The 15,011-nt window shown below is 65.2% G+C and carries 15 protein-coding genes; 14 read left to right on the forward strand and 1 reads right to left on the reverse strand.

Translation table 11 applies throughout. The annotated features are described in order from the left end of the window. Positions 1-25 precede the first annotated feature (25 nt). The 14 genes from V9L17_RS08760 (at position 26) to nusB (ending at position 13,612) form a co-directional block, all read left to right on the forward strand. On the forward strand, positions 26-1,438 hold the full coding sequence (locus tag V9L17_RS08760) for a replication-associated recombination protein A (protein WP_337351170.1): 1,413 nt from the start codon (positions 26-28) through the stop codon (positions 1,436-1,438). 228 nt (positions 1,439-1,666) lie between these two features. Continuing rightward, entirely contained in the window at positions 1,667-2,293 is a 627-nt protein-coding gene (gene rpsD / locus V9L17_RS08765) for a 30S ribosomal protein S4 (RefSeq protein WP_066291666.1), read from the forward strand. 145 nt (positions 2,294-2,438) lie between these two features. Further along, positions 2,439-2,813: a DUF948 domain-containing protein gene (locus V9L17_RS08770; protein ID WP_066291665.1), complete on the forward strand. Its 375-nt coding sequence runs from the start codon at positions 2,439-2,441 to the stop codon at positions 2,811-2,813. Positions 2,814-2,829: 16 nt separating this feature from the next. After that, positions 2,830-3,060 (forward strand): DUF6167 family protein, encoded by a 231-nt coding sequence (locus tag V9L17_RS08775; RefSeq protein ID WP_337351171.1) that lies wholly within the window; start codon positions 2,830-2,832, stop codon positions 3,058-3,060. A 113-nt stretch (positions 3,061-3,173) separates the two neighbouring features. Next, the gene (alaS, locus tag V9L17_RS08780) at positions 3,174-5,852 is read left to right on the forward strand and encodes an alanine--tRNA ligase (protein ID WP_337348600.1); all 2,679 of its coding nucleotides are present in this window, start codon (positions 3,174-3,176) and stop codon (positions 5,850-5,852) included. 7 nt (positions 5,853-5,859) lie between these two features. Continuing rightward, complete coding sequence (ruvX, locus tag V9L17_RS08785) at positions 5,860-6,459, forward strand: Holliday junction resolvase RuvX (RefSeq protein WP_337348599.1); 600 nt, start codon at positions 5,860-5,862, stop codon at positions 6,457-6,459. Then, on the forward strand, positions 6,456-8,216 hold the full coding sequence (mltG, locus tag V9L17_RS08790; RefSeq protein ID WP_337348598.1) for an endolytic transglycosylase MltG: 1,761 nt from the start codon (positions 6,456-6,458) through the stop codon (positions 8,214-8,216). The genes ruvX and mltG overlap by 4 nt, the downstream gene beginning before the upstream one ends. After that, positions 8,213-9,073 carry a shikimate dehydrogenase gene (locus V9L17_RS08795; RefSeq protein ID WP_337348597.1) on the forward strand — a complete coding sequence of 287 codons (861 nt, stop codon included), beginning with the start codon at positions 8,213-8,215 and terminating at the stop codon, positions 9,071-9,073. Before mltG ends, V9L17_RS08795 begins: the two co-directional genes overlap by 4 nt. Positions 9,074-9,099: 26 nt before the next feature. Further along, complete coding sequence (aroC, locus tag V9L17_RS08800) at positions 9,100-10,299, forward strand: chorismate synthase (protein ID WP_337348596.1); 1,200 nt, start codon at positions 9,100-9,102, stop codon at positions 10,297-10,299. 59 nt (positions 10,300-10,358) lie between these two features. Then, positions 10,359-10,868: a shikimate kinase gene (locus tag V9L17_RS08805; RefSeq protein ID WP_337348626.1), complete on the forward strand. Its 510-nt coding sequence runs from the start codon at positions 10,359-10,361 to the stop codon at positions 10,866-10,868. After that, positions 10,865-11,956, forward strand: a complete 1,092-nt coding sequence (gene aroB / locus V9L17_RS08810) for a 3-dehydroquinate synthase (protein WP_337348595.1) — start codon at positions 10,865-10,867, stop codon at positions 11,954-11,956. The genes V9L17_RS08805 and aroB overlap by 4 nt, the downstream gene beginning before the upstream one ends. Next, positions 11,956-12,474 (forward strand): tetratricopeptide repeat protein, encoded by a 519-nt coding sequence (locus tag V9L17_RS08815; RefSeq protein WP_337348594.1) that lies wholly within the window; start codon positions 11,956-11,958, stop codon positions 12,472-12,474. Before aroB ends, V9L17_RS08815 begins: the two co-directional genes overlap by 1 nt. Positions 12,475-12,638: 164 nt before the next feature. Next, a complete protein-coding gene (efp, locus tag V9L17_RS08820) occupies positions 12,639-13,202 on the forward strand; it encodes an elongation factor P (RefSeq protein ID WP_337348593.1) in 564 nt (187 codons plus the stop codon). Then, positions 13,202-13,612: a transcription antitermination factor NusB gene (nusB, locus tag V9L17_RS08825; RefSeq protein WP_337348592.1), complete on the forward strand. Its 411-nt coding sequence runs from the start codon at positions 13,202-13,204 to the stop codon at positions 13,610-13,612. Before efp ends, nusB begins: the two co-directional genes overlap by 1 nt. 107 nt (positions 13,613-13,719) lie before the next feature. Here the strand turns inward: nusB and V9L17_RS08830 are convergent, their stop codons facing one another. Further along, on the reverse strand, positions 13,720-14,991 hold the full coding sequence (locus V9L17_RS08830; RefSeq protein ID WP_337351172.1) for a PrsW family intramembrane metalloprotease: 1,272 nt from the start codon (positions 14,989-14,991) through the stop codon (positions 13,720-13,722). Positions 14,992-15,011 lie beyond the last annotated feature (20 nt).

A 15,011-nucleotide genomic window follows, 5' to 3' on the forward strand; every position in this document is an offset into this window, starting at 1 on the left:
GTTGAACTATGAGTAGCCTATCTATGTGGATGATCTCTTCGCCCAAGGGCCAGGCAACGACGACGACGGCGGCAATGGTGCGCCAGCCGCCGCCGGCACCGGCACGGACAACAGCGGCCGGCCCCGCAGCCCGCTGGCAGTCAGGATGCGCCCACGGACCCTGGACGACGTGGTGGGCCAGCAGCACCTGCTGGGACAGGGCTCGCCCCTGCGCCAGTTGGCCGCCGGCGCAGACGCGGGCGGGCCTGCCGGGCCGGCGTCGGTCATCCTCTGGGGACCTCCTGGGACGGGAAAGACCACGCTTGCCCACGTGATCGCCAAGGGGCGCGGGCGGAAGTTCGTGGAGCTGTCCGCCATCACGGCGGGGGTCAGGGACGTCAGGCGCGTGATGGATGAGGCCCTGACCGCCCGCGACCTGTACAAAACCACCACCGTGCTGTTCCTGGATGAGATCCACCGGTTCAACAAGGCGCAACAGGATGCGCTGCTTCCCGGCGTGGAAAACCGCTGGGTGGTCCTGGTGGCGGCCACCACGGAAAATCCCTCCTTCTCAGTTGTTTCACCGCTCCTGTCCAGGTCTTTGCTGCTGACCCTGAAACCGCTCACCGACGACGACATCGAAGGACTGATCCAGCGCGCTGTCACCGACGCCCGCGGACTGAACGCGAAGGTCGAACTCAGCGATGAGGCACTGGCCCACCTGGTCCGGCTCTCCGGCGGCGATGCCCGGCGCGCCCTGACCGCCCTTGAGGCCGCCGCAGGCGTGGCGTTTGGCGATGCCGACGACACCGGCGACGGTCCCGTGACCGTTGAGCTGAAGCACACAGAACGGGCACTGGACGTGGCAGCGGTGCGCTACGACCGCGCCGGCGATCAGCACTACGACGTCGCCAGTGCCTTTATCAAGTCCGTTCGGGGTTCCGACGTGGACGCAGCCCTGCACTACCTGGCGCGGATGCTGGAAGCGGGGGAGGACCCCCGGTTCGTGGCCCGGCGGATCGTGATATCGGCTGCCGAAGACGTCGGCATGGCGGATCCCACCGCCTTGCAAACCGCCGTGGCTGCGGCCCAGGCGGTGCAGCTGATCGGCATGCCGGAAGGCAGGATCGTGCTGGCCGAAGCCGTGGTGCACCTGGCAACGGCTCCGAAGTCCAACGCGGCCTATATGGGCCTGAACAAGGCGGTGGCCGATGTGCGTGCCGGGCTGGGAAACGGGATTCCGGCGCACCTGCGCGACGCCCACTATCCGGGCTCGAAACAACTGGGCCACGGACTGGGGTACAAGTACGCCCACGACGCCCCGCACTCGGTAGCAACCCAGCAGTACCCGCCGGACGACCTCGTGGGGAGGGATTACTACCTGCCCACGGCCAACGGCGCTGAACGTGACATCGCGATCAGGCTCGAGCGGCTGCGCAAGATCATCCGGGGCAGCTGACTGCCGCGTTTGATCGGGACAGGTGGGGAAAGTAGGGCAAAGATAGCGAATGCTGGTAAGATTGATCGTTGTCTGGCAAGGCACGGACGCACATCCCCGCTAATTTCAGTGTTTATGCTGATTTGTTGGGGTAGCCCTGTGCCCAGTAGCAAAAGGCAGCGGTTGGCCGATGCTCTCCATCGTGGAGGCCAGTAACACTGACACACCGCAGATATTGGAAGGACACAAGTGGCTAACAACACTCGTGCTCGCCGTACCGCACGCCTTTCGCGTGCACTCGGCATCGCTCTGACCCCCAAGGCCGCCAAGTACATGGAGCGCCGCCCTTACGGCCCCGGTGAGCATGGCCGTGCCCGCAAGAAGCAGGACTCCGACTACGCCGTACGTCTGCGCGAAAAGCAGCGCCTGCGCGCCCAGTACGGCATCCGCGAAGCCCAGATGACCCGCGCCTTCGAAGAAGCCCGCCGCACCAAGGGCCTGACCGGTGAAAACCTGATCGAACTGCTCGAAATGCGTCTTGACGCCCTCGTGCTGCGTGCAGGCTTCGCCCGCACCATCGCCCAGGCCCGCCAGCTCGTTGTGCACCGCCACATCATGGTTGACGGCGTCCGCGTTGACCGTCCGTCGTTCCGCGTTGGCGAAGGCCAGCTGGTCCACGTCCACAGCCGCAGCGAAACCATGGTTCCGCTCCAGGTTGCAGCAGCCGGCGCACACCGCGACGTCCTGCCCCAGGTTCCGGCCTACCTGGACGTCAAGCTTGACGCCCTGCAGGCACGCCTGGTCCGCCGCCCGAAGCGCTCCGAGGTCCCCGTGACCTGCGAAGAGCAGCTCGTCGTCGAATTCTACGCACGCTAAATCCCAGCAGCGTATCCAAAGAAGCCCGTGGCAAGCGCCGCGGGCTTCTTTGTATGTAAGGTACTTGGGGGACATCTGCGGATCGCACGGCAAGTGCGCGGGCAGATGGAGAAGATCCACACAGCTTTTGAGGAGATGAACGTCTATGTCTGGTGGCGATATTGCCGGCCTGATCGCTGCCGGGGTGTTCGCACTCCTGGTGCTGCTGCTCGCGGTGCCCATCCTGAAGCTGGGGCGGGTTTTTGACGAAGTGCGCACATCCATTCGTGCTATCAGTGACGGCGCCACTCCGCTGATGGACGAAGTGACGGCCACGGTGTCCACCACCAACCAGCAGCTGAAGAAGGTGGATGGCATTGCCTCCAACGTTTCCGACGCCTCCGCCAACCTCTCCGCGCTGTCGTCCCTGATGGCGGCAACCGTCGGTTCGCCGCTGATCAAGGTGGCCGCATTCAGCTACGGTGTGCGCTCCGCCTTTGCCAACCGCAAGAAGCCCGCTGCCGGCCGTCGCAGCCGCTAAGCCACCGGAGAAACTGATGAAAAGACTTGTCTGGATGGGAATCGGCGTAGCTATCGGAGTCATCGCCTTCCGCAAAGTCACCGAGGCCCAGGCCACCCTGGGCCCGGTTGGCCTGAACCGCGCCGTGGGCCGGCTGGCCGACGGCGTCTACGATTTCGCGGACGCCGTGAGGGCCGGAATGCGCGAGCGTGAGACCGACCTCCGATCCGCGCTCGGCGTCGAGTCCCAGGAACTGGTCCGGCGCTGACGCTCCGGAACCGGCGGAGAATTTAATCAGCAGTCCCGTATGCCGGGCTGCCCACTGAATCAAAACTGTCACGCTTTAGAACGCGTGAACCAAGAAGGGTATGTAGACAGCTCATGAAGTCGCAGGAGATCACCAAGCGCTGGATCGACTTTTTCGTCAGCAAAGGCCACACCGCCGTGCCTTCGGCCTCCCTGGTCTCCAGCGACCCCTCCCTGCTGTTCACGGTGGCCGGCATGGTCCCGTTCATCCCGTACCTGACGGCCCGGGAGGAAGCGCCCTACGCCCGTGCCACGAGCGTGCAGAAGTGCATCCGCACCGGTGACATCGAGGAAGTGGGAAAAACCGCACGCCATGGCACCTTCTTCCAGATGTGCGGCAACTTCTCCTTCGGCGACTACTTCAAGGAAGACGCCATCAAGTTCGCCTGGGAGCTGCTCACCACCAGCGTGGCCGACGGCGGCTACGGCCTCCCGCCCGAACTGCTGTGGGTGACCGTCTACGAAGAGGACGACGAAGCCAAGGACCTGTGGCTCAAGAACACCGGCGTCCCCGCTGACCGCATCCAGCGCATGGGCAAGGCTGACAACTACTGGCACACCGGGCAGCCCGGCCCCGCAGGCCCCTGCTCCGAGATCTACTACGACCGTGGCCCCGCCTACGGCGTCGATGGCGGACCGATCGCCGACGAGAACCGCTACGTCGAAATCTGGAACCTGGTATTTATGCAGTACCAGATCGACAACGTCCGTTCGAAGGACGACTTCGACATCGTGGGTGAACTGCCCAAGAAGAACATCGACACCGGCCTGGGCATGGAACGCCTTGCCATGATCCTGCAGGGCGTCGAGAACATGTACGAGACCGACCAGGTCCGTCCGGTCATCGACAAGGCAGCGGAGCTTTCCGGGCGGGAATACACTTCCGCCGAGTCCGACGACGATCCGCACCACACCGATGACGTCCGGATGCGCGTTGTGGGTGACCACATCCGCTCAGCCCTGATGCTGATCGCCGACGGCGTGACGCCATCGAATGAAGGCCGCGGCTACGTGCTGCGCCGCCTCATCCGCCGTGCCGTCCGGTCCATGCGCCTGCTCGGCGTCGAAAAGGCCTGCCTGCCGGACCTCCTGCCCGCCTCACGCGACGCCATGAAGGGCGTCTACCCCGTGGTGGAAACGGACTTCGCCCGGATCAGCAGGATCGCCTACGCCGAGGAGAAAGCCTTCCTCCGCACCATCGCATCGGGCACCGCCCGGCTCGAGGACGCCGTGACCGTCTCGAAGGCCGCCGGCAAGCCGCTGTCCGGTGCCGATGCCTTCGCGCTCCACGACACCTATGGCTTCCCCATCGACCTCACCTTGGAAATGGCTGAAGAGGCTGGACTCCGGGTTGATGAGCCTGAATTCCGCAGGCTGATGCTGGAACAGCGTCAGCGCGCCCAGGCCGACGCCAAGGGCAAGAAAGGCGGTCACGCCGACCTCAGCGCCTTCCAGGAACTCCTGGCCCAGGGTGAGACCGTCTTCACCGGCTACACCGACCTCGACGGCGAGTCCCGCGTACGCGGCATCCTCAGCGGCGGCCGGGCAGTGGCACAGGCCTCTACCGGGGATGAGATCGAGCTTGTCCTCGCCGAGACCCCGTTCTACGCCGAGGCTGGCGGCCAGGCCGCCGATACGGGCCTGATCACCGGTGACGGGTTCGTCGTCGAGGTCTTGGATGTCCAGCGTCCGCTGAAGGGACTCAGCGTCCATAAGGCGATCGTCCGCGAAGGCGAGATCCCCTCCGACGCCCTGGTGCGCGCCGCCGTCGACCGGGAACGGCGCCACGCCGCGGAACAGGCCCACACCGGCACCCACATTGTCCACGCTGCACTGCACCAGATCCTGGGCCCGGAAGCCACCCAGCGCGGTTCCTACAACAAGGCCGGCTACCTGCGCTTTGACTTCGCCTGGGGCGAGGGCCTCAGCACCGCCACGCGCTCGGAAATCGAGGAAGTCTCAAACCTGGCCATCCGCAACAACTTCCGGGTAGAGACCAAGGTCATGGGGCTCGCAGAGGCCAAGGCGCTGGGCGCCATGGCACTGTTTGGCGAGAATTACGGCAGCGAAGTCCGCGTGGTGGAGATCGACGGCGCGTGGTCCCGTGAACTCTGCGGCGGCACGCACGTCTCCAACACGTCCCTGATCGGCAGCCTGTCGTTGCTGGGCGAGCAGTCAGTCGGTTCAGGAAACCGCCGCGTCGAAGCTTTTGTGGGCATGGACGCCTTCCGTCACTTGGCCGCCGAGCGCGCGCTGGTGACGGAATTGACCGAGATGCTGAAAGTCCCGTCCGGCCAGCTGGCAGACCGGATCGCGGTGACCCTGGCGAAGCTCAAGAATGCCGAAAAGGAACTGGAACGGCTCCGCAAGGAACAGCTCGCGGCCGCCGCCGGCCAGATTGCCGGAACCGCGAAGGATGCCGCCGGCGTCAGCGTCATCGCCCACGACGCCGGCGAGGTCAGCGGCGCGGACGACCTCCGCGGCCTGGCCCTGGACCTGCGGAACCGCCTCGGCTCCGCCGCGTCCACGGTGGCTGTTGCCGGTGTCACCAACGGCCGGCCCATGATCCTGGTGGCCACCAATGAAGCAGCCCGCGAGGCAGGGGTCAAGGCGGGCGCCCTGGTGCGTCTTGCTGCCGGGATCCTGGGTGGTGGCGGCGGCGGCAAAGACGATGTGGCCCAGGGCGGCGGCACGGACGCAAGCCAGGTTGCACCGGCACTTGCGGCCGTTGTGGACGCGATTTCCCGGCGATAAGCACTCCATGACCAGTCCTGCAGAATCCCGCGCCTACCCCCAGGGCATCAAACTGGGGGTGGACGTGGGCACCGTCCGCGTCGGCGTGGCTCTCTGTGACCGCGACGGCATCCTGGCAACGCCCTACAAGACGTTGGACCGTAACCCGAAGAAGAACTCGGATGTCCGCGTCATTGCGGCGCTCGTTGAGGAACTCGGGGCTGTCCAGGTCATTGTGGGGCTTCCCCGCACCATGAAGGGGGAGGAGCACGCCTCCGCGCGGATGGCGACGGACTACGCGGAGCTGCTGGCCGGTGAGCTGGAAAGCCGGGGTCTGGACGTCCCCGTGTGCCTCGTGGACGAACGCCTGAGCAGCGTGACGGCCCACCGCAACCTGCACGAAGCTGGCATGAGCAGCCGCAACCACCGTAAAGTGGTGGATCAGGTTGCGGCGGCCGGAATTCTCCAGCACGCCATCGACATGCAAAAAGCCAGGGGGACGGACGTCGGCAGCCGCGTGAATGCGGCAGCCCGTCCGGGGCTATCCGGGGACGGGGCAGCGAGTACGCCTGCGCCTGCGGTCCCGGAGGACAAGACTCGATCTTCAGAAAACGGAAGGCTACTGTGAGCCCGGCCAACATTGATGACACCCCCGGCACCACCAGCGACGGTGCGGCCAGGCAGCTGACCCGCAAGGAACTCCGCGCGCTGGAGAAGTCCCTGCACACGGAAAGCAACAATGTTGTTCCGGAGCAGGCCTACGAAACCGGGTTCGACTACCTTGACGGGGGCAACGGCCACAACGCCGCCCCGGTCCCGCCCGAACCTGCAGCCCCTCCAGCGGTCCCGGCCGTGCCGGACGTCCCGCCGGCTTCCAGTTCCGTGCCTGCTGCAGCGCCCGAGACAAAAGCGGCGCCAATCATTCCAGCCGAACCCGAGGGCACACCCCTCGTTCCGGCCGCGCCCGACACCCCGCCGGCTATCCAGCAGGGGGAGCCGACGCCGGCAGGGGAACTGCATGAAGAGATCCCGTCCGCGGACGCCCATCATGGGCTTCACGTCGCCCAAGAGCACTACGTTGGTGCCGCCCACCACGTGGATGGCCAGCACCACACAGACCACAGCTACGTCGGCGCTGACCACACCGACCACTACGACGACGGCCATCATGAGGCTGTGCACTATGAGGACGCGCACTATGAGGACGCGCATTATGAGAACGCTCACCACGACGAGACTCACCACGACGGGCATTACCATCCGGATGACCATCACGACGCCGGCCTGCTCGGCGGCGCTTCGGCAGTTGCAGTAGTGCCCCGTCCTTCCAAGAAAGTGCGGCGCCGGCGCCGCCTCCTCGCGCTGTTCCTGACGCTGGCTGTGTTTGTGACCGCGGTGGCGGTGGGGGCCCAGTTCCTCAAGCCGCTGCTCGGAACCGACAAGCCCAGCGATTTCCCCGGTCCCGGCACTGGCGAGGTTGTGGTGTCCGTGGAACCCGGAGAAGGTACCCGGTCCATGGCCAGCAAGCTGGAAAGCGAAAAGGTGGTGGCCAACGCGGACACCTTCCTTCAGGCCTTCATGGCCTCGGGCGGAACCCTGTCCCCGGGCGACTACACCTTCAAAATGGAGATGAAAAACGCAGACGCCGTCAATGTCCTGTTGGGCCAGGACAAGAGCAAGGTCATCTACTTTGCCTTGAGCGCCGGTCTGAGGATCGGCGAATCGCTGCAGGCCATCTCTGAGGGATCCGGCGTCCCCTTGGAACAGCTGACCGCCCTGAGCAACAAACCGGCGGAGTTCGGCCTGCCGGCCAACGCCAAGAACCTTGAGGGCTTCCTCGCTCCCGGTGAGTATCGCTTCCCGCTGGGCACGCCGGTCAAGGACATCCTGCAGTCCCTGGTAAAGACCACGGTGGACGAACTCGTGGCGCAGGGCATTACAGATCCCGCCAAGCAATACGAGGCCGTGATCGTCGCCAGCATCGTTCAGGCGGAGGGCGGCCAGGCCGAGTACAGGGACGTCGCAGGTGCCATCTACAACCGGCTCAAGCCCAACGACCAGACCAACGGGTACCTCCAGGTCGACTCGGCCGTGACCTACGGCTTGGGCACGAAGAGCTTCAACTTCACGGATGAAGAACGCCAGGACAAGTCCAACCCGTACAACACCTACGCCAACCCCGGTCTGCCGCCGGGACCCATCGGCTCGCCCGGCAAGACGGCCATTGATGCGGCTGCGAAGCCCAAGGCCAATGACTACCTGTACTGGGTGACCATCAACCTGGACACCAAGGAGACCAAGTTCTCCAAGACCCTGGCGGAGCACAACGTGTACGTGGACCAGTACAACACCTGGTGTGAAGCCCACGTAGGCCGCTGCGCATGAGCCTGCGGGCTGCCGTCCTGGGTCACCCGATCAGCCACTCGAAGTCACCGGCCCTGCACACCGCGGCATACGCAAAGCTGGGCATCGACATCAGCTACACGGCCGTGGACCTCACAGAGCGCACGCTGCCTGGCTTCATGCAGGAGATCAGGTCGCAGGAGGGGTGGCGCGGACTTTCCGTGACCATGCCGTTGAAGACGGCAATGCTGCAGGAAGTTGACGAAGTCCGCGGCATCGGGAAAATCCTGGGGGTGGTCAACACCGTTGCGTTCGAAGAGGCAGGTGGCAGCGTCCGCCGTGTCGCCTACAACACGGATGTCGCCGGAATTGTTAACGCCGTCCGAAATGCGGGTGCCCAGCCGGCACCCTCCGCGGTGATCCTCGGCGGAGGCGGCACCGCGGCCGCCGCCGTGGCAGCCCTGAAGCAACTGGGCTCCGGCTCGGTGCAGCTGTTCGTCCGTGACGCCTCCAGGGTGCAGGAGGCACGTGCTGCGGCAGCCGGCGTCGGCATGGACCTCGCCGTGCGGCTCCTATCGGATGCCGCGGGACCTGCGGCTGCTGCCGACGTCGTTATTTCAACATTGCCGCCCCGCGCGGCGGATGGACTTGCCGGCGAACTGGCCGCCAGCGGTGCACGGACCACCGGCGTCCTGCTGGACGTGGCCTACGATCCGTGGCCAAGCCTGATTGCCTCGGCGTGGCAGGCCGGCGGCGGTTCGGTAGTCCCCGGGCTCGAGATGCTGCTCTACCAGGCAGTGGAACAGGTGCGGCTTTTTTCCCGGCTCGGGGACGAAGTTAACGCAGCTGTCATAGATGTGATGTGTGACGCAGTCGGACTCCCCCGACGGGCGTTCTGAGCGCCATACATGGCAGGATGGAAATTATGTTGCGTTGGTTGACAGCCGGTGAATCCCATGGTCCGGCTCTGATGGGAATTATTGAAGGCGTCCCCGCCGGTGTGGAACTCACCAGCGGGCAGATCGCTGATTCATTGGCTCGCCGCCGCCTCGGCTATGGCCGTGGCGCACGCATGAAGTTTGAACAGGACGTTGTAACCATCCTCGGCGGCGTCCGGCACGGCTTGACCCAGGGCGGACCGGTCGCCATCCAGGTGGGGAACACGGAATGGCCCAAATGGGAGCAGATCATGTCCGCTGATCCCGTAGACCCGGATGTACTCGCCGACCAGGCACGCAACGCGCCGCTTACCCGCCCGCGTCCCGGACATGCCGACTTCACCGGCATGCAGAAGTACGGATTCGACGAGGCGCGGCCCGTGCTTGAACGTGCCAGCGCCCGTGAAACGGCCACGCGCGTTGCCATGGGCACGGTCGCTGCCCAGTTCCTCAAGCACCTCGGCATCGAGCTCGTTAGCCACACCGTTTCCATCGCCAGTGTGACCGTGCCCGAAGGCCGGCCGCTGCCCGTACCCGCCAACGTCATCGCCCTGGACGCTGACCCGCTGCGCTGCTTCGACCGCGAGACCTCAGACGCCATGGTTGCCGAAGTCGATGCGGCGCACAAGGAAGGCGAAACCCTCGGCGGCGTGGTTGAGGTACTCGCCTACGGCCTGCCGCCGGGGCTCGGCAGCTACGTCCACTGGGACCGTCGGCTCGACTCCCGGCTGGCCGCTGCCCTCATGGGTATCCAGGCCATCAAAGGCGTGGAAGTCGGCGACGGTTTCCTCACGGCAGCACGCCGAGGCTCCGCTGCCCATGACGAGATCGTCAAGGACGCAGACGGCAAGATCATCCGCACATCCAACCGTGCTGGCGGCATCGAAGGCGGCATGAGCATCGGCGACGTGCTGCGCGTCCGTGCGGCGATGAAGCCCATTGCCACGGTTCCCCGTGCCCTGAAGACCATCGACGTCAGCACCGGCGAGGCTGCCAAGGCACACCACCAGCGCTCGGACGTCTGTGCCGTGCCCGCCGCTGGCGTTGTGGCCGAAGCCATGGTGGCACTGGTCCTTGCCGAGGCCGTCACCGAAAAGTTTGGCGGCGATTCCGTGGCCGAAACGAAGCGCAACATCAAGGGTTACCTGGACAACATTCCGGCGTCCCTGGACTCGATCGGCCACTAGTGCCCCACCGCAGCAAACCACATGCGGCGGACGCCAGGCCCATTGTCCTGATCGGCCCCATGGCTGTCGGAAAGTCCGCCATCGGCTACCAACTGGCGCAACAGCTGGGGGCGCCGTTTGTGGATACCGACGTCGTGATCGTGGGCAACCATGGGTCCATCGCTGACATCTTTGCCGGACGGGGCGAGCGTGCCTTCCGGGAAATCGAAGCCCGGACCGTGGCCAGCGTCGTGGAACAGGCCTCCGGCACCGCAACAGTGATCTCGCTGGGGGGCGGGGCCGTCCTGGATTCCGGAACCCAGCAGCTGCTGGAAAGCTGCACCGTGGTCTACCTGGAATGTGACGCGGAGACCGTGGCCAGCCGCATTGCCCGCAATTCCGGCCGTCCCTTGCTCGCCGGCGATGCCATGGGAAAGTGGATCTCGATGTTCGCCGCCAGGAAGCCGGTCTACGAACGGCTGGCAGACGTGGTTCTGGACGTCCGTGAGGGCTCCATCGCCGAAATCGGGCGCCGGCTCGAAGTTGCGCTGCGGGAATTCGCAGCTGCCAAACAGGAAGTTGAAAAGTGAGCGTCGAATCAACAGTTATCAAGGTCACCGGAGAATCGGCTGCCCAGAACTACGACGTCGTGGTCGGCCGGGGCCTGCTCGGCAGCCTTCCGGAACTCCTGGGTGAGCGGGTCCGGCGTGTGTTGGTCATCCACCCCCGGGCGCTGCGGCTCACGGGTGACACCGTGCGGGACGAACTCGCCGCCGCCGGGTTCACCTCGCTGACCGCAGAGATCCCGGATGCCGAGGAAGGCAAGCACATCCAGGTGGCGGCTTTCTGCTGGCAGGTACTGGGCCAGAACGACTTCACCCGCTCTGATGCCATCGTCGCCGTGGGCGGAGGCGCCGTGACTGACCTCGCCGGCTTTGTGGCCGCCACGTGGCTCAGGGGCGTCAAAGTCATCCACATGCCCACCAGCCTGCTGGGAATGGTGGACGCCTCCGTAGGGGGTAAAACCGGCATCAACACGGCAGAGGGCAAAAACCTGGTGGGCGCCTTCCATCCGCCCGCAGGGGTGCTGGTGGATCTGGACACCCTGAACACGCTGCCGCGAAACGAGCTGGTTTCCGGCATGGCGGAGGTGGTCAAATGCGGTTTCATCGCCGATCCGGCCATCCTGGACCTCGTGGAGAAAGATCCTGAAGCGGTGGTGGATCCGCAGTCCGCCGTACTGCGGGAACTTATTGAGCGGGCCATCGCTGTCAAGGCAAAGGTTGTTTCGGAGGACCTTAAGGAATCCGGGCTGCGCGAAATCCTCAACTACGGCCACACCCTGGGCCACGCCATCGAACTCGTGGAGCGTTACTCGTGGCGCCACGGCGCGGCAGTGTCGGTCGGCATGATGTTCGCCGCTGAGCTGGCCCGCAGCGTAGGTCGCCTCAGCGACGCCGACGCCGACCGCCACCGCAGCATCCTCGAGACACTCGGCCTGCCCGTCACCTACCGCCGGGACCGGTGGCAGGGCCTCCTGGATGGCATGCGCAGGGACAAGAAGTCCCGCGGAGACCTCCTGCGCTTCGTTGTCCTTGACGGCGTGGCCAAGCCTGGCATCCTCGATGTCCCGGACACCTCTCTGCTGTTCGCCGCCTACCAGGAAATTGCTTCCTGATGCAGGGCGACCTTGAAGGCACCAGCGACTGGCCGGAGGCCGGCTTCCCCGGGATTCGCATCAACCCGGAATCCCTGCTGCCGGAGATCGTGAACGAGGACGTCTGCCGGGATGCCTTGGCAGTGTCCACCGACCCCGCCGACCACATTTTTGTGCTGCTGGTGGAAGGCCATGGCCCGGAAGCGGCCGAACTGTTGGCTGAAGCCCGCTTCAGGGATCCCGAATCGTTCAGGTTGAGGGCTTTCGAAGCCGAGGTCCTGCGGGTTTCCAACCGCCTGGACCGGGCCGTGGAGCTGTTCCGGCAGCTGCTCGCCGAGGTCCAGGGAACGCCCCGTGAGGCTTTGGTCCTGCAGTTCCTCGGCAAAACGCAGTACACGGCCGGCCAGACCTCCGCCGCTGTTGAGTCATTCGCCCGGGCACTGGACCTGCGGGTTGCCCAGTCGGCCGACGCCGCCCTGATCTACTCTTCCACCGTGGCACTCCAGCGGGCCCGCGACGTACTCGAACTGGCCTGCTGAGAGTAGCCCGCCAGCGGCCCGGACGTCCCTGACCGAAGCCGCGCCGGATTTACCGGTAGAATGGTTCTTGGATTTTTGACAAACACGCGCTGGCGGGCCGATTGGCATGCTGGCCGGCATAGATACGTCTGACCGCCCAGGCAGATAGAAACCAGAGGAAATCAGTGGCAACCACTAACGACATCAAGAACGGAACGGTCCTCAAGCTTGAGGGCCAGCTCTGGAACATCATCGAATTCCAGCACGTCAAGCCTGGCAAGGGTGGTGCGTTCGTTCGGACCAAGATGCGCAACGTGATGTCCGGCAAGGTTGTGGACAAGACCTTCAACGCCGGCCTCAAGATCGAGACCGCCACGGTTGACCGCCGCGATTACCAGTACCTGTACCAGGACGGCGCGGACTTCGTGTTCATGGACACCTCCGACTTCGACCAAATCACCGTTTCCGGAGCAACGGTAGGCGACGCCACCAACTTCATGCTGGAAAACCAGATGGTCAACATCGCCATCCACGAGGGCACCCCGCTCTACATTGAACTTCCCCCCAGCGTTGTCCTGGAAATCACCTACACCGAGCCGGGCCTGCAGGGCGACCGCTCCTCCGCGGGCACCAAGCCCGCCACGCTCGAAACCGGCTACGAGATCCAGGTTCCGCTCTTCGTCGAGAACAACACGAAGGTCAAAGTCGACACCCGCGACGGCAGCTACCTCGGCCGGGTCAGCGAGTAGTGAGCGCACGCGGTAAAGCCCGTAACAGGGCGCTGGACGTTCTTTTCGAAGCTGAGCAACGCTCGGTCTCCGCTTTTGATGTCCTCCGGGCCCGGCGGGAAAACACGGACCAGATCGTCAACCCGTACACCCTGGAAATAGTTGAAGGCGTGGTCTCACAGCAGACCGCCATCGACGAGTTCCTGGAGACCTACTCACAGGGCTGGACCCTGGAGCGCATGCCCTCGGTGGACCGCATCATCTTGCGCATCGGCACCTGGGAACTGCTGTACAACGACGACGTCCCCGACGGCGTGGCTGTCAGTGAGGCCGTGGCGCTGGCCAAGACGCTGTCAACCGACGAGTCGCCGTCGTTCATTAACGGACTCCTTGGACGCCTGCAGCAGCTGAAGCCTTCGCTGCTGGCTTAGTCCGCACGTCCATCCCCAAGGGGCCGGCGTCCGCCATCTGGCGGACGCCGGCCCCTTGCGCGTTTTCCCGGCTGGCAGCGCACGCGCTTTGCTGCCAGCTGGTGCCGTCAGCCGGCGACGGCGGCCCGCAGGGCCAGGATCCGGTGCAGCTGATCGCGTTCTTCAGCCTGGTGCAGCGCCACATCGCGGCCGCTCAGGATGCGCTGCCGGGTGAAGGCGAGCTGCGTGGCTGCCTTCACGAAGGCCTTCATCTGCGGCCGCCGGTTGTAGCCGGCAGCCCAACTGAGTGCAGTGCGCCTGCCGCCTGGCGTGGCGAGGAGGTCGACTTCGGCAGGCGTGAACCAACCTGCCGCGGCATACTCCAGCAACCGCTGCCGGGTGAGGCGGTTTTCGGCGACGCGCAGCAGGATGACCACGCCAATGAACAGCACAAAGATGGGCACCTGGATGAGGATGTAGTCCGCGAGGAAGCCCTGGCCCATGCTGTTCCACCGGTTGTGCAGGAACATCGCTGGAAGCAGGCCCACCACAAACGCCGCAACCGACGCGCCCGTGTGCCAACGCCGGGCTGCAAACCCCATGATGAGGCCGGTTGTTCCGGTGAAGATGGCGTGGGCGAACGGTGACATGACCCCGCGCAGGAGGAAGATCTGGGCCAGGTCGGTGGCGGGGCTGGCAGACTCTGCGATGGCCCGGCCGAAGTACAGGATGTTCTCCGTGAACGCGAATCCTCCGGCAATCGTGAACGCGAAGACCACCCCGTCAACCGGTCCGTCGAAGTGCCTGCGCGCCATCAGGAGCAGCAACAGCAGCCCGAGGGACTTGGCGAATTCCTCAACGACCGGTGCCTGGACAGTGGCCATGTACGTCTGGATGTCGGGTTCGTCGGAAAACTGGTAGGTGAGCGCAAAGAACGGCTGGACGAGCAGCGTGACGGCGATCGATACTGCGGCGCCCCAGGTGAACGCAAAGAACAGGAGTCTTTTTGGTTCCGGCTCCCACCGGTCGATCACGTGGACTGTCAGGAGCACCGCGGACAGCGGGAGCAGCGAGGCGATGAAACCCACCATGAACCCGGCGGTTCCCGTGTTGGCCAGGAGGAACGGAACCACCAGGAACAGGCTGAGGAATGCCAGGGCACCGCCGCCGATCATCAGTACCAGCAGGCCCGCACGGCTCGGGGGAGCGACCGGGCCCTGCCGGCCCTGGGCGACCGGCTGGACCAGGGAATGGACCGGGCCGCCTGCATTGCCCGGCACCGGCCGGTAGTACTCCGGCTGGACGTGGCCCATCCAACTGGGGTTCGCCTGGCTGGGAAGAGGTCCCTGCGGTCCGGAGGGTCCTGGCTGGCCGGGACGGTGATGGGGGTGCATCGACATAAGGAAAGCCTATGGTGCGT

The sequence above is a fragment of the Pseudarthrobacter sp. CCNWLW207 genome, from assembly GCF_037203945.1.
Lineage (GTDB): Bacteria > Actinomycetota > Actinomycetes > Actinomycetales > Micrococcaceae > Arthrobacter.